The 24088-nt window shown below is 33.6% G+C and carries 14 protein-coding genes; 7 read left to right on the top strand and 7 right to left on the bottom strand.

Annotated elements, in window-relative coordinates:
- Window positions 1–4: 4 nt before the first annotated feature.
- The 4 genes from D5R40_RS00515 to treS form a co-directional block, all read right to left on the bottom strand.
- The gene (locus D5R40_RS00515) at window positions 5–508 is read right to left on the bottom strand and encodes a DinB family protein (protein WP_124146168.1); all 504 of its coding nucleotides are present in this window, start codon (window positions 506–508) and stop codon (window positions 5–7) included.
- Between the two features lie 757 nt (window positions 509–1265).
- On the bottom strand, window positions 1266–2411 hold the full coding sequence (locus tag D5R40_RS00510) for an anhydro-N-acetylmuramic acid kinase (RefSeq protein WP_124154116.1): 1146 nt from the start codon (window positions 2409–2411) through the stop codon (window positions 1266–1268).
- Entirely contained in the window at window positions 2408–3139 is a 732-nt protein-coding gene (locus tag D5R40_RS00505) for a Stp1/IreP family PP2C-type Ser/Thr phosphatase (RefSeq protein ID WP_124154115.1), read from the bottom strand. Before D5R40_RS00505 ends, D5R40_RS00510 begins: the two co-directional genes overlap by 4 nt.
- 1070 nt (window positions 3140–4209) lie before the next feature.
- Window positions 4210–7542 (bottom strand): maltose alpha-D-glucosyltransferase, encoded by a 3333-nt coding sequence (treS, locus tag D5R40_RS00500; protein WP_124154114.1) that lies wholly within the window; start codon window positions 7540–7542, stop codon window positions 4210–4212.
- A gap of 3071 nt (window positions 7543–10613) precedes the next feature.
- Between treS and D5R40_RS00495 the strand changes: the two genes are divergently transcribed.
- The 6 genes from D5R40_RS00495 to D5R40_RS34270 all read left to right on the top strand — a co-directional run bounded on the left by D5R40_RS00495 (window position 10614) and on the right by D5R40_RS34270 (window position 18489).
- Complete coding sequence (locus tag D5R40_RS00495) at window positions 10614–12653, top strand: ABC1 kinase family protein (protein WP_124154113.1); 2040 nt, start codon at window positions 10614–10616, stop codon at window positions 12651–12653.
- Between the two features lie 1073 nt (window positions 12654–13726).
- Window positions 13727–13867 (top strand): hypothetical protein, encoded by a 141-nt coding sequence (locus D5R40_RS34275; RefSeq protein ID WP_161564894.1) that lies wholly within the window; start codon window positions 13727–13729, stop codon window positions 13865–13867.
- Between the two features lie 393 nt (window positions 13868–14260).
- A complete protein-coding gene (locus D5R40_RS00490) occupies window positions 14261–15178 on the top strand; it encodes a hypothetical protein (protein WP_124154112.1) in 918 nt (305 codons plus the stop codon).
- A gap of 823 nt (window positions 15179–16001) precedes the next feature.
- Entirely contained in the window at window positions 16002–17438 is a 1437-nt protein-coding gene (locus D5R40_RS00485) for a DUF5009 domain-containing protein (RefSeq protein ID WP_124146162.1), read from the top strand.
- Window positions 17439–17942: 504 nt separating this feature from the next.
- On the top strand, window positions 17943–18302 hold the full coding sequence (locus D5R40_RS00480) for a hypothetical protein (RefSeq protein WP_124146161.1): 360 nt from the start codon (window positions 17943–17945) through the stop codon (window positions 18300–18302).
- A 34-nt stretch (window positions 18303–18336) separates the two neighbouring features.
- Window positions 18337–18489: a hypothetical protein gene (locus D5R40_RS34270; RefSeq protein WP_161564629.1), complete on the top strand. Its 153-nt coding sequence runs from the start codon at window positions 18337–18339 to the stop codon at window positions 18487–18489.
- A gap of 467 nt (window positions 18490–18956) precedes the next feature.
- Here D5R40_RS34270 and D5R40_RS00475 read toward each other — a convergent pair whose 3' ends face one another.
- The 3 genes from D5R40_RS00475 to D5R40_RS40625 all read right to left on the bottom strand — a co-directional run bounded on the left by D5R40_RS00475 (window position 18957) and on the right by D5R40_RS40625 (window position 22226).
- The gene (locus D5R40_RS00475) at window positions 18957–19976 is read right to left on the bottom strand and encodes a sensor domain-containing diguanylate cyclase (RefSeq protein ID WP_124146160.1); all 1020 of its coding nucleotides are present in this window, start codon (window positions 19974–19976) and stop codon (window positions 18957–18959) included.
- A gap of 109 nt (window positions 19977–20085) precedes the next feature.
- The gene (locus D5R40_RS00470; RefSeq protein WP_124146159.1) at window positions 20086–21828 is read right to left on the bottom strand and encodes a polysaccharide deacetylase family protein; all 1743 of its coding nucleotides are present in this window, start codon (window positions 21826–21828) and stop codon (window positions 20086–20088) included.
- 266 nt (window positions 21829–22094) lie between these two features.
- A complete protein-coding gene (locus tag D5R40_RS40625; RefSeq protein WP_275670411.1) occupies window positions 22095–22226 on the bottom strand; it encodes a hypothetical protein in 132 nt (43 codons plus the stop codon).
- Between the two features lie 153 nt (window positions 22227–22379).
- Here D5R40_RS40625 and D5R40_RS00465 point away from each other — a divergent pair, with 153 nt between their 5' ends.
- Window positions 22380–23513 (top strand): metallophosphoesterase family protein, encoded by a 1134-nt coding sequence (locus D5R40_RS00465; RefSeq protein WP_124146158.1) that lies wholly within the window; start codon window positions 22380–22382, stop codon window positions 23511–23513.
- The last annotated feature ends 575 nt before the right edge of the window (window positions 23514–24088 follow it).

The raw sequence follows: 24088 nt of genomic DNA, 5'->3' as shown, positions 1-24088 counted from the left end.
TTCGTTATAATTCAGCTTCTGGTAACCACAATAAATCTGTTACTCCGAAATCTTTGCCACATTGACTAATTAAAGTAGTAAGTTGACCGCGATGATGAGTTTGATGATTGAAAAAATGTAAGAGTAAGAACCAAACTGGAAATGTACATTCTCGTTTCTGAGACCTACTTGTAAAAGTCAAAGTTTCAGACAATTTTTCATCTGTTAACGAATCAATATAACTCTGAATTTCTTTGTCTGTTTTTTGACGTTCTTCCCATAATAAATCGAATTCATAAATTAATTCTTGTCTTAAAGATTCAATTTCAAAATTATAATTTTCAAAACGACTTAACCACAATTTATCTGCTAACAAAATATGGTTGAGTGTGCCGTGAATTGAATTAAAAAATGCTCTCTTATCTTCCCGGCGTATTTCATCGGGTATGGATGCACAAACTTGGTAAATTTTTTCGTTCATCCATTGATTATATTGAGATAATCTTTGAAAATAATCGGTTGTTTTCATTAGACATTTCTAGAAAAGAGGGAGTAATTAATTGATAATGGATAATTGATAATTGATAATTGATAATTACCTCTGGTTAAAACAGTTACGGAATTGAATATAAGGAAATATCCTAGCACTTTTTTTCCCTTAAAAGGGGAGGCTTTAAACCAGGATTATTTAATTATTAATTATTAATTATTAATTATTCGGTAAGAACGTAGTAGGGAGGTTGTATGCAACGTCCGTACAAAGTAGGGGGAAATAATTGATGAATAACAGTGGGATAATTGATTTTATTTTTTATTCAGGACTTATGCAAATTGACTTTTAAACCACCATCTGTAGGGGCAAATGGTATTGGCTATCGCTAAAGGGGAAAGTTTTTTTATCACTAATTATCCAGACATAATATTACTGCGTAATCTAAAATCCGGTTATATAGTCAGGACTTACGGAAAGGCACTATTTATAGAGTAAAGTAACTGTTGGACAATAGTTTTGAGCGCTATATATAGCGTATCTGCGTAAGTCCTAATAGTATACGTGGATAATTCTATAATTACTTCAATATCCAATCTGGGTGCATCTCAATGTATGAATAAAACCAAAAATTTATCCCTTTTAGGCAACAGGGAATAGGGAATAGGGAATATATAGGAAAAAAGTATTTTTGCTTGCGATGAGATGCACCCTCTAATCTCCCCTACTCCCTGACCTAATCCGTATATCCGTGCCATAATCCGTGTGAGCCACTCCCTGACTCCCTGACTCCTAATTAAATAATTGGTTGATGAATTTCTCCTAACATTACTTTGGCTTTAGCTCCGGTAACTTCTGGCAAATTACTGGGAATTTCTAAAGAACGCCAATAAGCTAAAACTGCAAAGGCGATCGCTTCTTTAAAATCTACATCTACACCTACTTCAGCAGTGGTAATTACTGGAATTGGTACTAATAAATTCTGTATCCGTTCTTTTAAATATAAATTATGACTACCACCACCACATAATAATATTTGATCTGGTAAATTTGGCAAAAAATTTCGATAGCTATGATTAATAGAAGCTGCTGTTAATTCTGTGAGAGTTGCTAGTATATCAGCAGCACTTAAATTATAATTTTCTCCATCAGCAAGACAGTTAAATAAATAGTCTTTGCCAAATAATTCTCTACCTGTAGATTTTGGTGGTTTTTGTTGGAAAAAGTCTTGTTTTAACCATTTTTCTACTAAGTCTTGACATGGTATTCCACTGGCTGCCCATTCTCCATTTTTATCGTAGGTTTTCCTACCTTGAGAAAGGTGTTGTACTGCTAAATCTAATAGTGTATTACTCGGACCTGTATCCCAACCTAAAATACTATTTTTGAGGTATGGTGATTTTTGACTTTTAATATAAGCGACATTTCCTATTCCACCTAAATTTTGAATGCAGCGATTATATTCAGGGTGGCTCAGTAAATGAATATCTACACAAGGAACTAAGGGTGCACCTTGACCTCCTGCAGCAATATCAGCAGCTCGAAAATTACTAATAGTGGGAATACCTGTGATGTTAGCAATTACTTCACCACGTCCTAACTGAAGGCTATAACCTAATTGTTGAGATGGTGGACGGTGATAAACAGTTTGACCGTGAGAGCCAATAATTTCTGCTTTTTGATCGCTTTTTTGATTAATTGTAAATGCTGCTTGGGCAAATTCTTGGGCAATAGCATCATCAAGTTCTGCCAATTCAGCTATTGACAGAGATGCACCGCCACAAACACTAAGAATTTGGGAGCGTAATTTTTCTGAGTAGGGATAAGTAGTTGCTGCTAGCAGTTCAACTTTTAAATTTGTTTGACCACCAGCAACATCAACTAAAGCTGCATCTATACCATCGACAGAAGTGCCACTAATCAAACCAATAATTTTGGTCATTTTTCATTACCAACAATGACAATTACTACTGTGATATTATCGCGACCTCCTCGATCTTTAGCTGCATCTACAAGTTCTTGAGCAATAGGTTCACAATCATCACTAGAACTTAACATGGGGGCAATTACCGTGTCAGATAAATCTTCTGTTAATCCATCACTACAGAGTAATAGGCGATCGCCTGTTTGAATATCAATAGATAAGGTGTCTACTTTACCCATATCTTTCCTACCTAAACATTGAGATAGTACATGACGCCAAGGATGTACTCTAGCTTGTTCGGGAGTTAAAGCATTCTGTCTCACTGCTTGAGCTACCCAAGTTTGGTCTTCTGTAATTTGTTCTAAGTTTTGGTCTCGAAGTCGATAGAAGCGAGAGTCACCTACATTTGCACACCAATGTTCTTGTTCTCGGAAGATAACAACTACTGCGGTGGTGCCCATATCTGAACGTTCTGGGTTTTCTAGTTGGTCGTATAAAATGGCTTCATTGGCTTTGAGAAAAGCATCTTCTAACAATTTTGATGATTCTATAACATCCTGCCAATGGCTAACAAGATAATTTTTAATTACTTCCGCAGCAATTCTACTAGCTTCTTGGCCACCTGCATGTCCTCCCATACCATCAGCAACAATAAAAAATCGTCCTTCAGGGTCTATGTAATAAGAATCTTGATTAACTGAGCGAATACAACCTTTATCAGTAGTGCCTGCGAAATTCAATTTCATAGAGTTTAGTTGAAGGCTTTTTGTCCCATTTTGATGTTTATTATCCACCTAATATATTTAATATCCCAATTTTTATATACTTTACTTTTATTTTAGCACTACAATGTTGCTAATTAATACAGTATATATCTTGCCATAAAATTATTTTATTGATAAGTTTTATCTAATCGTGTTAATGCAAACATCTTATGCAAAATAATAGTTGTATGAATCCCTAATAAATGGCAAGTCAAATAAACCATTTATTAAGGATATAATTTAGCAAAATTTGTGATTGAGTATTAATAAATTTGTTGGAAAATCAACTCACAGCTATTATTCCTAAATTGGCTCTAAATAATACCATTTCTCAAAAATTTTTCTACATTTTCTTGAGTAAGGGAGTAGGTAGGGATGTTGCATGCAACGTCCGTACAGGGAGAAATAAACATAAGAATAATTAACATTAACGGAGTTGTTAATTAGCAAAAAGGGACTTTGTCTGTATTAATTATTTAGGGCTTGCTGATTAAATCTAAAAGCATTGAAATATAAAGAATTTAGCCTTTTTGGGGTCGAAAAAAGTACCTGGTATCACGTCTAAAACGCTCATGCATGGGGCGTATTTTAGGTTCAAAGTTGGGCAGAAAAATCATTCTGACAATTCTTACTCCTACTTCCTCGCTCCCGACCCATTTCTCCTGTCTCCAGTATAGATGTCTTCCCCTCCTGGGAGGAGTTAGGGGTGGGTTGTCTCCTACCCCAGCAAAAAGACTTTATTCAGCAAACCCTATTTAATAAATGAAGCGTCACCTTAGTATAGCATTAATGCATGAGAATTGGTATAATAAAAGTTTTTTTGACTTGAAGAAGGAGTCTGAATCAATTAGTGGTATTCAGACCCGCAACTAATTGAGTACCAGCAAATCATCAAACTTAGTGGGGATATTAAACCCATTTATTTATCAAAATAATTGGGTCGCGCAACCCCGCTTTGATTGGCGAAATCTTTTTGGAGACTTGCTCAGATCCCCGTTATAAAAACAACTTCTGACTTCTGAGGACTGACTCCTGAATTCTTTCTCGATCAATCATGGAATTAACTGTTGAATTCGTGCCAAAGGAATTTCCACCCATTCAGGACGATAATTCAGTTCATAATCAAGTTCATAAACAACTTTTTCTAAGAGATAAACATCTAAAAGTACCTGTATTTCCTCTTCAGTTTTTGGCAAGAATGAACTTGACATTGTATTGTTGAGGTAAGCTTTTAAAAAAGATATGCTCACCCAGCTATACCAAAATGTAGACCATTGTTCCATGGCAAGCAAATTTTCAGGACGAATCATTCCATTTTTAATTTCTTCCTGGAGAGCAACGTTAGCTGCATAATAAAATGACTCTAACATTATTGCTATATCTCGAAGTAAGGAACGCTTCATGCGACGTTCATTTAAAGGTCGAACACCTTCCCCTTCAAAATTAACAACTACAAAATCTTTACCTGTAAATAAAACGTTTTCTAAATGATAATCTCCATGGCAACGAGTACGCATCGCAGTAATTTTTCGTTCTACGACAGAACCTAAATGTGTCATAATTTGGTCCTGACGATTAATTACATTTTTCGCTAATTGTTGTTTATCTTGTGAAAATCCTGATAGGTGTTTTTTCAGCTTTAATAAAATTCTTCCTGTCTGGTTTCTCATATACTGATAAACCGACCTTTGATAAAAAGGTGTAAACTGTTCGGGAGCAAAATTTGGATTCTCTAAATCAGAAGCTAAGGCATGATGAATATTTCCTGTAACTTTGCCTAAATTTTCAGCGAAACTTATATAAGAACCAATCAGGTCGGAGACTTCTTCAGTGATTTCAATATTTAAAGCATTATTAACAGTAATCTGAGGAATTTCTAACTCATTTACAGAGGTTTGTTCCACCATTATTCTATCAAAATAATCCCTCAAAATATCAGAAGTATAAGACCAACAATCCATTGCTTCAGGAATAAATTGTTCTAATATACCAATGGTTATTAAATTAGTTCCCTGTTGGTGATATTCCAGATATCCTGCTATTTGAGAAATATTTCCTGAAATTTCTGAGTTTTGAGACCTAGATTTATTTGTCAAGAAGTTGCCAACTTCTAAATCTGGATTAATACCAATTTCTAGTTTTCGTAATAACTTAAGCATTAATCCTGTACCGAAATTAATCAGAGTTTTATCATGTTTTTCTGAGGAAATCTGAGGATTAATATTCCCTGTATTTGTCTGCATCATCTCTGCTAATACATCGTTAGATTTTCCTCGAATAACACCTTTATTTCCGTGATATTTTTGGTTTTGGGCGATGGCATCAAAAGGCATATTTAAAAAATCTCTATCTCCCAACACATCAAACAAAATTCCAGGCTTTTCTTGCTGCTGCATTTGCAACTCTGCAACAATCTGTTCCCGAGGAATTTGAGGAGTTATTTCTGTGGGAATTAAATAGCTCAAACCAATCAAATATGTTTCTGGCGACCCCTCTGTATAATTAAATTCTAAAAATATTAAAGCAGTTTCTTTTTGTTGATAATCAATAGGAATAACTTCTGTAATTTCTGTAGATTGAATCACCTTATTTTTACCTCCAAACCAAGGGAAGCTGCTCAAATAATTAGGTAAAGTTGACTCTAATCTACTCTTGATTTCTGCCTGAGAAAATATATCTTTCCAATTACCTGCTACGGTCAAAACAGGAAGTTTACTTAGAGGTTTTGGAGTCTCAATATAAGTTTGTTGTGGTTGTAAAGTAAACCAGTAAAAAGCATAAGGACTTAAACTAAAAAAGTATGGATGCTCTTCAATAGCTGGAAACTTAGTTCTACCAAAAATTTCCACAGGAACCATACCATTAAAAGCTGATAAATCTAACTCTACTACTTGCACGAAACGAGAGAGATTAGCTACTACTAAAATATGTTGACCAGCATAAGTACGAGTAAAAGCCAAGACCTTCCTATTTTCCGGATGCAACAACTCAAAGGAACCCCGTCCAAAAGCTTGAAAACGTTCCCTGGTAGAAATCAAACGCTTCATCCACCACCACAAAGAATTAGAATTAGCCTGTTGAGCCTCCACATTAATTGTTTCGTAATGGTATTCAGGGTCAACAATAACAGGAGCATATAACTTTTGTGGATTTGTACGACTAAAACCAGCATTCCGGTCCGCAGTCCATTGCATCGGAGTCCGTACACCATTGCGATCGCCCAAATAAATATTATCTCCCATACCTATTTCATCACCGTAATACAAAACCGGAGTCCCAGGTAAAGACAACAACAAACTATTCAGCAACTCTATTTGCCGACGGTCATTTCCCAATAGAGGCGCTAAACGGCGACGAATACCCAAATTTATTCTAGCCTGTGGGTCTTGAGCATAAGCCTTATACATATAATCTCGGTCTTCATCGCTCACCATTTCCAGAGTCAACTCATCATGGTTACGCAAAAACAAAGCCCATTGACAGTTATTAGGAATAGAAGGAGTTTGTTTGAGAATATCAGAGATTGGAAAATTATCCTCCATCCGCAAAGCCATAAATAAACGAGGCATCAAAGGGAAATGGAAATTCATGTGACATTCATCTCCCGCCCCATAATATTTAGCCGCATCTTCAGGCCATTGATTAGCCTCTGCTAATAACATTCGGTTGGGATATTTGGAATCTATGTGCCCCCGTAACTTTTTCAGAAAGACATGGGTTCCTGGCAGGTTTTCGCAGTTAGTACCCTCTTCAACACAAAGATAGGGAACCGCATCAAGGCGCATTCCATCAACCCCCATGCTCAACCAAAAGTCTGCCAACTCTAAAACAGCATCTTGTACCGCAGGGTTTTCGTAGTTTAGGTCTGGTTGATGATAAAAAAAGCGATGCCAATAGTAAGCTTGAGCTACAGAATCCCATGCCCAGTTAGAATTTTCAAAGTCTTGGAAAATAATCCGAACTTCTGGGAATTTATCAGCACTATCACTCCAAACATAAAAGTCTCTTTCTACACTACCTTTGGGAGCGCGACGTGCTCTTTGAAACCAAGGGTGTTTGTCAGAAGTATGGTTGACTACAAGTTCGATAATGACCCGAATTCCTCTGTCATGGGCAGCATCTAGAAGTTGTTGAAAGTCTTCTATGTTGCCGTAGATGGGGTTAATACTTCTATAGTCAGCAATGTCATAACCATCGTCTCTGAGGGGAGAGGGAAAAAATGGTAGAGTCCAAATTGCTGTTACTCCCAGGTCTTGCAAATAGTCTAATTTTTCTGTAAGTCCCTGAAGGTCTCCAATACCGTCACCGTTACTATCAGCGAAAGCTCGAACTGGTACTTCATAAATTATGGCGTCTTTGAACCAAAGTGGGTCGTTTTTTAGCATGGGGTAAGGCTTTTTCTTTTGTTGAGGATTCCTGGTAATTATAGCTGAAAGGGAGATGGGGAGATGGGGAGGTGGGGTGATAGGGAGATGGGGTGATAGGGAGATGGGTGTATTTTCTAATTATTGTGTATAGAGCAATAGTCAGATTTGACAATTAATTTTCTGTGAGTGGAGGAAATTTTAGGTAGAGAGATACGCTCAAATTCTGTCAAAGATTTTTCAGATTATTTTCTTTTACTATCCTGACAGAAACAACAATCTGGGTATTACTGATTAAAGTAAAACTGCAAGAATTTTTGAAATAAAATCAAATTTCTATTTGGTATTATTTCACCTTTCTCAGTTTCCTTGCTTTCTAGGTTTGATGTTCTACTGTTGCGTATGTCGCAATAGTGAAATTTAACAATTAATTTTTCGATTCTTGATTTACTAATAATTTGTTTGTGACTAGAGGAAATTCTAGGTAGAGAGACAGTCAAATATTTTCTGGGGTGTGGAAATCAACTGTCAGTTTCCTGACTTTTTAGGTTTGATGCTCTACTGTTGCGTATGTCGCAATAGTCAGATTTAACAATTAATTTTTCGATTCTTGATTTACTAGCAATTTTTCTGTGACTAGAGGAAATTCCGAGTAGAGAGATAGTCAAATATTTTCTGTCAGTGGAAATAAAGTCTGAGTTTCCTTACTCTCTAGGTTTGATGTTCTACTATTGCGACATACGCAATAGTCAGATTTAACAATTAATTTTTCGATTCTTGATTTACTAGCAATTTTTCTGTGACTAGAGGAAATTCCGAGTAGAGAGATAGTCAAATATTTTCTGTCAGTGGAAATAAAGTCTGAGTTTCCTTACTCTCTAGGTTTGATGTTCTACTATTGCGACATACGCAATAGTCAGATTTAACAATTAATTTTTCGATTCTTGATTTACTAGCAATTTTTCTGTGACTAGAGGAAATTCCGAGTAGAGAGACAGAGTTAGATATTTTCTTAGATATAGAAATCAGCTCTCAGTTGCCTTGCTGTCTATTTTATTTTCTAGTCCGGAAATAAACAAATACATTAGATAGATATTAGTAATAAAGTAAAACGGCAACGGCAAAATAAAAGCTCAGTTGCCATAAATGTTTTTTGGCGGAAAACATTATTTTACTGCAACCTAGCTTGGTTATTAACAGGAAAAAATCAATGAAAAATACGAATCACAACAACAAAGGTTGGATTCTAGCAAAGCTAGTATTGCCTTTGATTACGTCTGTAACTGTGTGTTTACTAACTTCATCAACTACATCAATTGAAATAGAGATATGTGATGTACCAGTGAAGTTTGAGGTAAGGAGGGAAAGCTTATTGAAATAATAGACCAATCTTTTGCTAAAGTAAGTTCGTAATTAGCATTTGAGGGTGTACTTCTCATAAAGGTACACCCATTTATTATGTGATTTTGTTGACTCGTATTTGTTACAGACATATCAAGTTTTTCATGATTTAAAGTCGCAATACTATCATTAATACTCATTAATACGGAAAGTATACTAAAACTTCCGGACTAATAACTAATAAATTTTCTGTGAGTCGAAAAATTCTGGGTAGAGAGACAGAGTTAGATATTTTCTTAGATGTAGAAATCAACTCTGAGTTACCTTGCTCTCTAGGTTTGATGTTCTACTATTGCGTATGTAGCAACAGTGAGATTTTACAATTAATTTTTCGATTCTTGATTTACCAACAATTTTTCTGTGACTAGAAGAAATTCCGGGTAGGGAGAAATAGAGTCAAATATTTTCTGGGATGTAGAAATCAACTCTCAATTTCCTTGCTCTCTAGGTTAGATGTTCTACTATTGCGTATGTCGCAACAGTCAGATTTAATAATTAATTTTTCGATTCTTGATTTACTAATAATTTTTCTGTGACTAGAAGAAATTCCGGGTAGGGAGAAATAGAGTCAAATATTTTCTGGGATGTAGAAATCAACTCTCAATTTCCTTGCTCTCTAGGTTAGATGTTCTACTATTGCGTATGTCGCAACAGTCAGATTTAATAATTAATTTTTCGATTCTTGATTTACTAATAATTTTTCTGTGACTAGAAGAAATTCCGGGTAGGGAGAAATAGAGTCAAATATTTTCTGGGATGTAGAAATCAACTCTCAATTTCCTTGCTCTCTAGGTTAGATGTTCTACTATTGCGTATGTCGCAACAGTCAGATTTAATAATTAATTTTTCGATTCTTGATTTGCTAATAATTTGTTTGTGACTAAAGGAAGTTTCCGGTAGAGAGATAGTCAAATATTTTCTGGGATGCAGAAATCAACTCTGAGTTTCCTTGCTCTCTAGGTTTAATGTTCTACTGTTGCGTATATCGCAATAGTCAGATTTAATAATTAATTTTTCGATTCTTGATTTGCTAATAATTTGTTTGTGACTAAAGGAAGTTTCCGGTAGAGAGATAGTCAAATATTTTCTGGGATGCAGAAATCAACTCTGAGTTTCCTTGCTCTCTAGGTTTAATGTTCTACTGTTGCGTATATCGCAATAGTCAGATTTAATAATTAATTTTTCGATTCTTGATTTGCTAATAATTTGTTTGTGACTAAAGGAAGTTTCCGGTAGAGAGATAGTCAAATATTTTCTGGGATGCAGAAATCAACTCTGAGTTTCCTTGCTCTCTAGGTTTAATGTTCTACTGTTGCGTATATCGCAATAGTCAGATTTAATAATTAATTTTTCGATTCTTGATTTGCTAATAATTTGTTTGTGACTAAAGGAAGTTTCCGGTAGAGAGATAGTCAAATATTTTCTGGGATGCAGAAATCAACTCTGAGTTTCCTTGCTCTCTAGGTTTAATGTTCTACTGTTGCGTATGTCGCAATAGTCAGATTTAATAATTAATTTTTCGATTCTTGATTCACTAATAATTTTTCTGTGACTAGAGGAAATTCTGGGTAGAAATATAGTCAAATTCTTACTTTTGACTTTTGACTTTTGACTTCACCAAAGACTTCAGTGAAACAACAGCCATATTGTTACAATATTTAACAACCTTTATAAAAAAAATCTGAAATTTTATGAATCTGGAAAAAATATCATCTAATACCCAAAAAGAATATTTGAATTCACATACTAAGAAATTAGACACATTAGAAATAGAGGCAATGCCAGTGACAAATATAAATATGGTTAAGTCTCAAGATTATTCAAAACCAGTAGAAAATAATGCTCTACGCTATGACCCAGAAGCAATCACAGCCTTCTACAGTAAACGCCCTTTGCCAGTATGGAAAAGACGCATCAGTGTTTTATGGACTTTTTTATCATTTGCTTTTAGCTTGTGGTTGGACAAAATTACAGGTAATGCCACTAAAAATGAACCAAAACGGGCAATTAGGTTAAGAGAAATTTTGACAAATCTAGGTCCTGCTTTTATTAAGGTGGGACAAGCACTATCTACTCGACCAGACTTAGCTTCTCCCACATATTTAGAAGAGTTGACTAAATTACAAGACCAATTACCCCCTTTTCCTAATGAATTAGCCTATCGTTTTATAGAAGAAGAATTAGGTTTCCGTCCAGAAGAAATTTATGCAGAATTAACACCTAATCCCATTGCTGCAGCTTCTCTTGGACAAGTTTATAAAGGCAAACTTAAAACAGGCGAAGCAGTAGCGGTAAAAGTACAACGTCCTGGTTTAGCGGAAAATATTGCTTTAGACATTTATATATTAAGAACACTAGCTATTTGGACACATAAAAGTATTAAGCGACTCCGCAGTGACTTAGTAGCTATTATGGATGAGTTTGGGGCTCGAATATTTGAGGAAATGGACTACACTCAAGAAGGTCGTAATGCGGAAAAATTTAAGCAACTTTACGGTCATCTTCCAGATATTTATGTTCCTAAAATTTATTGGCAATATACAGGTCGTCGTGTATTAACAATGGAGTGGATAACGGGTACTAAATTAACTAATTTGGAAGCTGTAAAAGCTAAAAATATTGATGCTAAATATCTGATAGAAATTGGTGTGCAATGTTCTTTGAGACAGTTATTAGAACATGGTTTTTTTCATGCCGATCCTCATCCTGGTAATTTATTGGCTAGTCCAGAAGGTAAGTTGGTTTATCTAGATTTTGGCATGATGAGTGAGGTCAAACCTTATCAGAGATATGGTTTATTAGAGGCAGTTGTACATTTGGTAAATCGTGATTTTGAAGCTTTGGCTCAGGATTATATTAAGCTGGAATTTTTGACTCCTGATACTGATGTAACTCCAATTATTCCTGCCTTAGCTGGTGTGTTTAATAATGCTCTTGGTGCTAGTGTGGCAGAACTTAATTTTAAGAGTATTACAGACCAGTTATCAGCTTTAATGTATGAGTATCCATTTACTGTGCCTGCTTATTATGCTTTGATTATTCGTTCTTTGGTAACTTTGGAAGGTATTGCGATTAATGTCGAACCTAATTTTAAGGTGTTGAGTAAAGCTTATCCTTATGTGGCAAAACGTTTATTAACTGACCCAGCTCCTGAGTTAAGAACTTCTCTGAAAGATTTACTTTTTAAGGATGGTGATTTTCGTTGGAATAGATTGGAAAATCTATTAAGAAATGCGAGTAATAGTGAGGATTATGATATTAGCAAGGTATTAGACCAAGCTCTAGATTTCTTATTATCTGAACGTGGTGATTTTATTAGGGTACGTTTAGTCGAAGAATTGATTAATAGTCTTGACTTAGCATCCAGAAATACTTTTTCTAATGTGAGAAATAGAGTGGGTGAATTGTTGGGTATGAAAGAAGAAAAACCGACCAGAATAGCATCTACAAATTCTCCAGAAGAAAAAAGAGCAGAGCATATTCAACGTATTTGGCAAATTATTCAAGATACTCCTGGTTTTGATGCTATGCAGTTAGCGCAATTAGTACCAAATTTGTTGGCTAAACCAGAAATGCAACAGATGGGGCAACAAGTGGCAAGTGGTTTGACTCAAAGGGCGATCGCTCGTTTAATTCGTCAAGTGTTATTATCTCCAGAGCATTCTAATGGTAATGGTAATGGTGATAAACCAGATACTAAACCTCAACTTTCTTTGCCTATTCCAAGGTAAGTTGATTAATTATTTAATAGTTAATTATTATTAGTTGTTAGTAGGAAAAGTTTTTACTGGCAACTAATTTTTTTTTCAAAAAATGGAGCCTTGATTGAGCAATATAGCGCTGTGCGCAGGCAACAGGCAACAGGCAATAGGCAACAGGGGAAATAAATTGCTCATAATATAAGACTTTTAGCTATTTGGCCTCTCCTGCAATTTGTAAAGATACCAGCGCTCATTGCTATAATACCAATTTGATAAGTGTTTTTTACAAATAGTAGAAGTAAGGAAGAAGGAAGAAGGAAGAAGAAGGAAATATTTTAAAAAAGGTAAAAACGATATAAATAACTATCTAAAATCCACGATAGTCACTATTTTTAAGAATATCTGATAGAGAGGCACTTTTCATAGCATTCTTTTTTAAAATTGGTATAATACAAATTTAATTTAATTAGGGCTTACTGATTAACTGTCAAATCCTTTATCTGTCAATACTTGATGATTTTTAGAGTTAAAAAAGGTGCAAGGTTTTTGGTCTAAAAAGCTAAAAAAGTTAGAGTTTTGAGTAGATAAGGATAGAAAAATCAAGGGATATTTATTCCTCCTAAATCCTCTAAATTCTGAATTATGAGTTCAGAATTATAAATCCTGAATTATATCCTCAACTATAAGACTTTTTTAGCAAACCCTAATTAGGGCTTGCCGATTAAATCTAAAAGTCTTTATAGACAAAGTTTTCAGCCTTTTTAAGTATCAAAAAATGCGAGGTTTTAGGTGGTAATGGTTCAAAAATGAGTGGATTTTGGTCAAGAGTTGAGCAGAAAAATCAACGGACGATTCTTCCTACTATTTCCTCTATAGTTCCCATTTCTCCTGTCTGCTGTCTCCTGTCTCTTACCCGAGCAAAAAGACTTTCCATACGCAAACCCTAATTAGTATCTTTCTAAAGAGGAGAAGGCAAAAGGCAAAAGGCAGAAGGATTAAAAAAGAGTTGGAAAAAGTATCTTTTCATAACTGGAATTAGTATAAAATTTAAACTCCACTATACAGTAGATAAATTATATTATCGGGAATTAAACAAAGCAAAAATGAACATTTATCAAAAATCATTCAAGCTAATTTTAGCGGGAGAGACAAACATTCCTGCAATGATTAACGCTATTATTGGAGCTACCCTTCAAGCGCGAAATGATACTAAAAATAGCGATTTAATTTTTGGTCAAGTATAGATTTTTCATTCAGAACAATCATTACAAGCTTTGACAACTTCAGTAGATTGGTAAGAATATCTAAGCAACTATAAAATTTATTCAACAAGTTTAGTACATCATGTCAAAAAAATAGAAGATTCTAATGTTGATACATTTAGGGATTTTGTAGAGCAACTACGAAAAAATTTAACCCTTTTGATAACCCACAAAACTATATTGACTTGACAGGTGGTATTTCATCTCTTAAGTCTATACTTGCTGTTTTTGCTTATGTACTTGATATAGAAAATATTTATTCGTTGGAAATAGATTTTTCTAAAGATTCAGGTATAGCGCTGTGCGCAGGCAACAGGCAACAGGCAACAGGCAACAGGGGGAATAAATTGCCGATAATATAAGACTTTTAGTTATTTGGCCTTTCCTGCAATTTGTAAATATACCAGCGCTCATTGCTATACTAGAAAAAAGCAAGCTAGTCTTTTTTACCATGATTTAGAAAAAGCAGGCGTAAGTATAAAGTATCGCAAATTTCCTCCGATAAGGGAGTTTGATAATTTCGGAAAATTAAATTACACAGAAGTTTTACGCCATCGCTCAAATATTAACTATCTTGTAAATTGCCTAACAAATTTATTACCTTCTGGATTTGATATTGAACATTTACGAGAATCGCTTTTCTCTGGGGTAAATTCTCGCCTAATTGGTGAAGTAACTGAAGAAACCTATAGTTATCGTCATTCTATTTTTTCTTTCTCTGCTGGAGTTGAAGAAGTCGCAAATATCATTTTAACGATTATAAAAAGTGCTGATTTGGAAAACAAAACACTAGGAAAAAAGTTAGATGAAGTGCGAAATATTTTTTCTCAAAATCCAAAATACTTCGTTAATACTGAAATACTAGAACATATCACTAGACTAATCACTTCAGTACGAAATGATATTGCTCATCCTTCTTCAGAAAATAGTTATTCAAAGGATATAATAGCTATTCAATCTCGCTTGTCTTCTCAGTTAGCATTTGCATTTCTACAATTTATCACTAAAACACTAAGTTCTTTTCTAGATAAAAAGTTTCAACTTGTAAATGTTCAAATTCTAGAAACTCCAACAGATAAAAATCAGACAATTTTTTATTTTGGGTTTGATGGTGATTTTAGAGGTGACTATTTAGAAATGGCGTTTGAAAAATCAAATGAAGATGAAGTAAGAGAACGAAGTCATATAGTACATGAAGTTATTGGAGAGTTGAAAAAGTTAATCTACAAAGCAACAAAAGTGTACTTTTTGCAGAAGGAGATAATATTCTATTTAAAGCACCTTATCAGGTAATACCATTTCTCTGTAACAATGCGCTTAATAATTGTTGCTCAGACCTTATTAAACTGACTATTCTCATCTTTATATTAAGTGCAAATTCATGGATAAATGGTATAAGTTTACTAAAGGATTTACAGAGAATTTACAAATAGAGAACTGGATTAACTGGCACTATAGGATATGGTAAAACATTACCTGAAGTTGCTTTGGCAATGCGTCTATCTAAAGCTCAAGGTGGAGGTAACATTATGGGTATAGCTTTAAAAAATTAGAAATAGAGAATTAGCAAAAATTAATTACAGCCTAAAGTTTTCTAATTAATCTAATTTTCAGTAAAGACTGTATTCTAATTGAATTTTTTGACATTTTAATCTAACTATTTTTTATATAACAATCCTAAATAGGTTGTGAAAAATATTATTATAGTTAATAGGCACTATAACTATTCCAAAAAGATATAGATTTTTGCAAGAGTAGAGAACAGGAAACAGAGAATATATTTTCGCAATCAAGATACGAAAAATGATTTTGTAAGTGACTTTTACAACTTTAGCTTATCTTAAATAAAGAGCAAGTTGATTTTCTGTAGATATAGCAATCCTAAATAGGTCGTGACAAATCAAAAAGTAAATAAAAAAACTGAAACTCTTACCTGTTCCCTGTTCCCTATTCCCAGTTAAGTGTTCCCTAAAAAGCAGTAAGATTTTTGACACGAATAAAATAGGATTGCTATATCTATTAAAAATCCTTTATATTCTGACTCGCTGACTCCAGCAATTCTTGCTCCTAACCAACACTAAAATATCACAAATGAAATTAGGATGACTATATAACTATGGTAAAACAACTAACCTCTAAAAAACGTGCTGAAGCTCTAGATGCTCTACGAGGATTTGCTATTTTAATGATGGTATTATCAGGCATAATTCCTCGTGATGGAACACTTCCTACTTGGATGTATCATGCTCAAACACCACCACCAAATTATGTATTTAATCCTAATATTCCTGGATTAACTTGGGTAGATATTGTTTTTCCAATTTTCTTATTTGCAATGGGAGCATCTATACCCCTAGCTTTATCTCGATTAATAAATAAAGGGTGGCGATACATTTCAATATTTTTATTCATCCTGAAAAGAGGATTTTTGTTGGGAACTTTTGCTATAGTGCTTCAACATTTTCGACCGCACATTATTAATAATGCAGAGGAAATTCCGGAAAAGTGGAAACTTGCTTTATTGGGATTTTTAATCCTATTTTTAATGTACAGTCGTTTGCCAAAATTTATCCCCAAATTTCTCAATCAATTTATGAGTATAGCTGGGTGGAGTATATGTATTTTAATTCTGAGTAGATTAACATATCCAGATGGTAGTAACTTTTCATTAGAACGCAGTGATATTATCCTCATCGTTTTAACTAATATGGCTGTTTTTGGTTCGATAATTTGGTTATTTACTCAATCTAATTGGTGGTTACGTTTAGGATTATTGGGAATATTATTAGGGCTAAGATTTTCTGCTGCTGATGATGGATGGGTAAAAGATTTTTGGTTTAACTCTCCTTTGCCTTGGATTTTTAGATTTGATTATTTGAAGTACTTATTTATCGTCATTCCAGGTACTATTAGCGGAGATTTAATTTTAAAATGGATGAGAAATAATGAAAGTAGCGATCGCGATTCGACATTAGAAAAATGGCCAGCTAGTCGTTTTTTTATTATTGCAGTATTAATGCTTACTATTGACTTGGTATTATTGATTGGGTTACAATCTAGGCTAGTTTTAGAAACAACTTTAATCAGCGGAGTTTTATGTGCTTCTGGTTGGTTATTATTCCAGCAACCAAGTAATCAGATAGAAAATTTACTCAATAAACTTTATGGTTGGGGAATTTATTGGCTAGTATTAGGATTAGCTTTTGAACCTTTTCAAGGTGGAATTAAAAAAGATAGTGCTACTCTAAGCTACTTTTTCATTACTACAGGAATGTCTATTTTTTTGTTAATTCTATTCACTGTTGTTAGAGATTATTTTCAGCAAAAAAGTATTCTCAAATTATTTATCTATAATGGTCAAAATCCAATGATAGCTTATGTGGTTTTTGGTAACTTACTCTTACCTATCTTGAAATTAACTGGATGGTATGAAAAAATTGCACAAATGACTCAAACAACAAGGTTAGGATTATTAACGGGATTTATTTATACATTAATAGTGGCATTAATTGTAAGTATTTTTAGCAAATTAAAGCTTTTTTGGAGGACTTAAAAACAGCAAAAAAAAACTAAAATATTATCGGTCATTTTATAGATGTAGTAATTTCCTGTGGAGTCAGGTAACAGAGATGGGATAATGGGTCGGCATAAACAAACCTGGTAGTGTAAAAAAAGAGGAAACAAAAAATATTTCCAATTTTTAAGTTTCAAAGAAATAGTATTGACAAATTATTTGACTTTTTCTAATACCAATTTTATGTAAGGCTGCACTTGAATCAGTTAGTCTCCTGGGTCGGAAGTGCGAAATTCAGGTGTATGATGGAGGACTCAGATCCGCCACAAAGGTGTACCACTAATTTTTTTAAATATACTGAGAGTCTTGAACCTAATATTAAAATAAATATAGATAATTATGAAATTAATTCATTTATCTCTGTCGATCTACGGTCAATTCAAAATTGAATCTTATTCTATACAGCTTTATTTTAATTGGGTATTAAAATATTACTACTTGTACAGTACTACCAATATTTATTAACAAGAGAAGGAGGATTTTATGAGTAGTATAATTCCTGTTATTTTCGTATGGTTTATCACATTATTTGGAGCTTGTGTAGGTATTATCATTGGAGGTACTATTGGGGGAATTGTTGGTGCAATTACTAATTTAATCACTAAATTTAGATGCACGATGAGAATATTCAATGCAGCAACTTTTACTTCACTTTTTAGTACGTTCATTTTTATAGTTGTAGCTCATCAAAAAATTCAACCTCTAAATTGTGCAGATGGTTTAGATGGATTTTATGCCTGTTTCAGTCCACTACTTATCCCTTTTTGGGGAGCAATTATTGGAGGAATATTTGGCTCATTCGTAGGAGTTATAATGGAAATATATACTAAATCTAATAATTAAATTCAAGGGTGTATTGAAATATCTGATATTAATTTTGAATAAATTAGTTTTGAAGAAGGAAGAAAGCTTTAGTTATATCCTAGGAGAGAAGGAAAAAGTGCATGGGGATACTGAAAAATTGCAACTTTACCTATACAAACCCCAACAAGCTTGTAAACAGTGTGACGGTAGTGTATTAAATCCATAAGGGAAAAGATCATTACTTGTATTTCAGATAAAATTGATCTTTGACTCTCTAGTTCAACTTTCAGCCTTTGTGAAATAACTCTACCATTATTTTTCGTATTTCATATCATCTCAAATCAGGTTGAATAACCTCACTTCAATTTAGTAATCATATGAACTATAAAAAAGAACGCTATGAATAATTTCCCTGCTTAAAAGACTGTACTTAGAAATATAGATTTTACTAAAAACAGAGTTTGACTCTAGCTAAATAATATATAGGCTATTCCTACTGACTCCTGACTGTTTGAAACAGCCTAAGTATTTGTAGCAAAAATTTTAGTATTTAATATCAGTAGGGGAAACAAAAAAAATTATACCTGAGTCTTATATGATTTTTTCTTTCCTAACAAACATAATTAATTCTATGAGCAATAACACAATCTCGTCCCTGTTCTTTTGCTTGATAAAGCGCCTGATCAGCATCTATTAATCATGTACGACAGATAATTGTAACGTAGGAATTACGCTACTTACTCCTAAACTTACAGTTACATAAGGACTTACTTTTGAACAAGCGTGAGGTATTTCAAACCTTTTGATTTCTCTCCTAATTAATTCTGCTCTTCGTAAAGCTTCCTTAATATTTGTATTTGGTAATATAACTCCAAATTTTTCGCCACCATAACGACAGACTAAATCTGTAGAAAATTTAGCTACCTTGCTAATAGCTTGAGCAACTTTTTTGAGGTATTTGTCTCCCTCTGGATGCCCATAAAAATCATTATAATATTTGAAATAATCCACATCACAAAGGATGAGAGATAAATATTTTTTGTCTTGTCTAAGTTGCTCCCATTTTTGATGAAAATATTCATCGAATGTACGACGATTAGCCAAAGAAGTTAAAATATCAAAACTGGCAATTAGTTTTAAATTTTGGTTTGCTTTTTTCAGAGCTAACTCAGATTTTTTACGTTGAATTAATCCACCTAACTGAGTTGCCACAGCATTAACTAACTGTATAGAATTTTGATCTAATGTTTGAGAAAATTTCTGGAAAAATACTAAGATAGCTAAAACCTGTTTATCTAGAATAATCGGTATTCCCAATGCAGATTTAATACCTATTTTTTCGGCAATTTTAAAACAAATAAAAACTGAATCTTTTTCCTGATAAATATCTTTTACCCATTCTGTTTGCTGAGAATTCCACACCCTTTGTAGTAAGCTTTCTTGGGAGTTAAAGGTAATAATTTGATGCTGTTGTCGAAATTTTAAAGCTGCTGGTAAAGTACCGTTATTACTATTACTAGAATACCATCCTCTACTAAATTTGAGCATTGTAGCTTCTGGGTCAGGAATCCATGCTTCTCCAAAATCCCAATTCATTGTTTGACAAACTTCTGCTAAAGTTAATTCTAATGCTGATTCAATATTAACTTTTTTAAAAGTCAGCTTAACAAGTATAGCATTTTTAATACTGGTGAGGTAGCTTTGCCTTAGCAATATTCTGAATGCTAATTAGTTATGTAGCAGTAAATAATTTCCGACTGCTATATGAATTTATATTGATTTAGTTAATCATTTTTTCAATCTAATAATTGACTTTTATTTATCAATACTGAGCGACAACACAAGTTGATTTGGAAGCTGACTTTGGTGAAACTAAAGCCACTACATGAGGAACAGGACGTGGAGTATACCTGACTAAAGATTTACCTTCATAAACTAGAGACGTACTAGCTCCAGAATCTAACATAACTGCATCCCGAAATCCTACTTGTGCTAAAAGTTGAGCAAGTTTAACGGAACCAATTCTTTTATAAGATACACCAATGATAGGTTGACCACTACGATGAATACCCCAAAATGCTCGGTGACGAGGTTCGTTGAACTTGAATAATTCACCAAAACTTTCTGGTGGTTGAGGTTGATAATTTCTCACTAAAAATGCAGCTCCCACAAAAGCATCTGTAAAATTTGGCATCTCTGCTTTTATGCCTTTGATTGTATTGTGATTTTCGGGATTAAAAGGAATAAAATTTACTTGATCATCACTAATTAATACTAACGGACGATTCTTTAATTTATTGTTGTCATAGTTATCTCCAGGCACAAATTTTTTTGTATTCTGACTAAAAATCGGACCAATTACTTTGTTAGAATCTAGTTTTTCCAGAGAAAAAAATACTCCATCCACTCCAGCGATCGCCTCGTTTTTTGCCACAATATCTTTAACTTGATACCGACTATCTGCATGAATAGTTATTGGTTTTCCTCCAGAAATTAAAATTAATGGAATTCCTTGAAGAGTTATTTCATTTTTGATAATTTGACCAGTAAAATCAAACCCAAATTTCCAGGGAGGTAATTGTAATCCACCAAAAGTTTTTGCAATTGCCTTTTTTAATCCTGATTGACCAAAGCGGTCTATTGCCAATAAACTTTTTGATTCATTACTAAAGATATTTTTATTATTTTCCATTGTTAGTGCTGCTTCATATCCCGCTACTTTTACCCAAGCACTAACACGTTCATCATATTTACCTTCTGGATAAGTAAAATAGTTAATTTTTATTCCTAATTTTTTCTCTAAAATTTGCTTTGATTTGAAAATTTCTGCTTGTAGTTCTCGGTCAGATAATTTAGTTAAATCTTTGGGATGAGTAACACTATGGGAAGCAATTGTGACTAATGAATTTTTTGCCATTTCTTGCAATTGTGACCAAGTGAGAGTAGAACGACCAACTATTTTGCCTTCTATTTTGTCTGTATATACTGAGAAAACTGCTGGATAATTATATTTTTTGAGTAGGGGATAAACTATTTCATAATGACCAATATATCCGTCATCAAATGTCAGAACTATTGGTTTTTCTGGTAATGCTTCTCCTGTGCGTAAATGCTGAATTAATTGGTCTAAGCTAATGGGTGTTGCTCCACTTTCTTGAATTAATTCAAGATGCTTTTCAAATTGTTTTACTGTGACATCAAAGGAAACTTTTTTCTTGGGCAAAATATCGTGATACATCATTACAGGAACTTTCCCTAATCTTGCTCGTTCGTGAATTGTCGGCCAAGGATTAGGGATGGTATTAGCAGCAACAATTGTTTGTTCTCCCAGTGTTGTAATTAAGTTAGCTAATCCCATTTCTGGATTCGTCATCCAGTTAGAAATAGTTAGTAACTTATTTACTGAATTATCGACTGATATTTCTGATAATTGAATATTGTCATTGTTGCAAGATTTAAGAGATTTCAAATTAGAGGTAGTTTGAGCAACTATTGGTTCTGGCAATAGTCCGATTAATAGAGTTAAACTCAGATATAAACTGAGTCGATTGTGATTGTTAGCCATTTTTAGTCGATTTTTGAAGGAACAGAAAAAGCAAATTTTGGAAAGTTTCCCACAGTTGTCTATAGGATAAAAAATGACAATCTAGTTTGAATTTATCTAAATATTTGAAAAATACCAATAAAAAGAATAGCAGGATTTTTTAGGCAGTTTATCAATATTTTTATTTGTTTTAATCAATGTATAACAGCTAACAAAAATAGGGATTAGTTGTTTAAAAAGAGGTTAACAAGAGATTAATAAAATTGTCAGCATTCAGCCATGGGGGGTCAGCTTTCCTCCTCCGGAGGAACTACGTTAACAGGAATTAGTAGTTTGAGGATTTGAGTAATATTGAGTCGTGAGCAAGTAGCTAATATATCTAATATATTTGGTACTTTTAATTCTGTTAAATCTTTCAACTCTGATTCCTCAAAAAAGGGTAATTAAGTTAATAGCTGATAGCTGACACCTGAATGCTTGCATAAAATTTTATATTTCACACCAAGCTAATCAAACCTTTACTTAAAGTTCAGATATAATTAACCTAATTAATTGTAATTGTGGAGAAAAAAATGAAATTCAACCGTCGTTATTTCCTAATTTCTCTCGGCAGTGCATTAGGATTAGCTTTTAATTCTTGCAAAAATTTTCAGCAAACCAAGACTACAAACGTAGAAAATTTTAAGTCTCAAATTCCCGGCAATCAGACTTTTAATCCCTCAGAAATATCGACTCCATCAACACCCGCTCCTCCAGGAATGTTTGCCCCAAAACAAGGAGATATTCGACTCGTAGTTATCAGCGATTTAAACAGTAGTTATGGTTCCACAACTTACCAACAGCAAGTAGAAAAAACTATTCCTTTAATATCTGAATGGCAGCCAGATTTATTACTTTGTGCCGGTGATATGATTGCCGGACAAAAACTGTCACTTACTGAAGAAAATATTCAAGCTATGTGGAATGGTTTTGACCGTTATATTGTCACACCATTACGTCAAGCAAAACAACCTTTTGCTATTACTATTGGCAATCATGATGCTTCAGGTTATTTCAAAAAATCTGGGGATGGATATAAGTATGAAAAAGAGCGCAGACAAGCACAACTTTATTGGAGCAAACATCAAAATGATTTAAACATAAATTTTTTAGAAGCAGATGGATTTCCTTTTTATTACAGCTTTCTCCATAAAGAAATTTTTTATTTAATTTGGGATGCTTCTATGCTTCGGATTCCTAAACAACAATTAGAATGGGTAGAAAAAAGTCTCGCAAGTAGTCAAGCACAAACAGCAAAAATGCGAATTGTCATGGGGCATTTACCTTTTTATGCTGTTGCTCCTACTAAAAATAAAATTGGTGATGTTTTAGCTAAAGCTGATGAGTTACGAACTATCCTAGAAAAGTATAATGTTCACCTATATATTAGCGGTCATCATCATGCTTATTTTCCTGGTTATAAAGGTAATTTGAAGTTGCTTTATTCTGGTGCTTTAGGTAGCGGTCCGCGTACTTTAATTGGTAGTAACTTATCTCCCAGAAATACTTTGACAGTTGTTGATATTAATCTAGAGGAAAACAAGAGTTTTTATACTACCTATGACATGAATACTTTAGCAGTGGTTAATCCACAGGAGTTACCAGAAAAAATTACAGGTTTAAATGGTTGGGTTTTACGAGAAAAAGAAGTAATGTTGCCTAGTTAACAAAAATTGGGATAATCTGACATACTGTCTATCGAGGTAATTTAAAATTACTTGATTCTAGAGCTTTAGGTGGGGTCCTGCTGTTGATATTAATTTAGAGGAAAACAAGAGTTTTTATGCTACCTATGATCTGGAGACTTTAGTAGTGGTTAACCTACAGGAGTTACCAGAAAAAATTACAGGTTTAAATGGTTGGGTTTTGCCGGAAAAATAAACAATGTTGCCTAGTTAGAAAAAATCAGGAAAATCTAACACACTGTCTATCTAGGTAATTTAAAATTACTTGTTCTAGAGCTTCAGGTAGAAGTCTGCATAATTTAATTAGTACTAACTTATCTCCCAGAAATACTTTGACAGTTATTGATATTAATCTAGAGCAAACCCAGAGTTTCTACACAACAGGTTCTGGAGACTTTAGTAGTGGTTAACCTACAGAAATTACCAGAAAAAATTACAGGTTGAAATGGTTAGGTTTTGCCGGAAAAAGAAACAATGTTGCCTAGTTATAAAAAATCAAGAGAATCTAACACACTGTCTATCTAGGTAATTTAAAATTACTTGTTCTAGAGCTTCAG

It is taken from the genome of Okeania hirsuta, from assembly GCF_003838195.1.
In the GTDB taxonomy this organism is placed as follows: Bacteria; Cyanobacteriota; Cyanobacteriia; order Cyanobacteriales; family Microcoleaceae; genus Okeania; species Okeania hirsuta.
Note: the sequence above shows the minus strand (reverse complement) of the source record. Positions and strands in the feature narration are given on the sequence as shown.

Excerpts from the sequence above, each read along its gene's own strand:
- D5R40_RS00515 (WP_124146168.1), bottom strand. The coding sequence starts at position 508 with ATGAAAACAACCGATTATTTTCAAAGATTATCTCAATATAATCAATGG.
- D5R40_RS00510 (WP_124154116.1), bottom strand. The coding sequence starts at position 2,411 with ATGACCAAAATTATTGGTTTGATTAGTGGCACTTCTGTCGATGGTATA.
- D5R40_RS00505 (WP_124154115.1), bottom strand. The coding sequence starts at position 3,139 with ATGAAATTGAATTTCGCAGGCACTACTGATAAAGGTTGTATTCGCTCA.
- treS (WP_124154114.1), bottom strand. The coding sequence starts at position 7,542 with ATGCTAAAAAACGACCCACTTTGGTTCAAAGACGCCATAATTTATGAA.
- D5R40_RS00495 (WP_124154113.1), top strand. The coding sequence starts at position 10,614 with ATGAATCTGGAAAAAATATCATCTAATACCCAAAAAGAATATTTGAAT.
- D5R40_RS34275 (WP_161564894.1), top strand. The coding sequence starts at position 13,727 with ATGAACATTTATCAAAAATCATTCAAGCTAATTTTAGCGGGAGAGACA.
- D5R40_RS00485 (WP_124146162.1), top strand. The coding sequence starts at position 16,002 with ATGGTAAAACAACTAACCTCTAAAAAACGTGCTGAAGCTCTAGATGCT.
- D5R40_RS00480 (WP_124146161.1), top strand. The coding sequence starts at position 17,943 with ATGAGTAGTATAATTCCTGTTATTTTCGTATGGTTTATCACATTATTT.
- D5R40_RS00470 (WP_124146159.1), bottom strand. The coding sequence starts at position 21,828 with ATGGCTAACAATCACAATCGACTCAGTTTATATCTGAGTTTAACTCTA.
- D5R40_RS00465 (WP_124146158.1), top strand. The coding sequence starts at position 22,380 with ATGAAATTCAACCGTCGTTATTTCCTAATTTCTCTCGGCAGTGCATTA.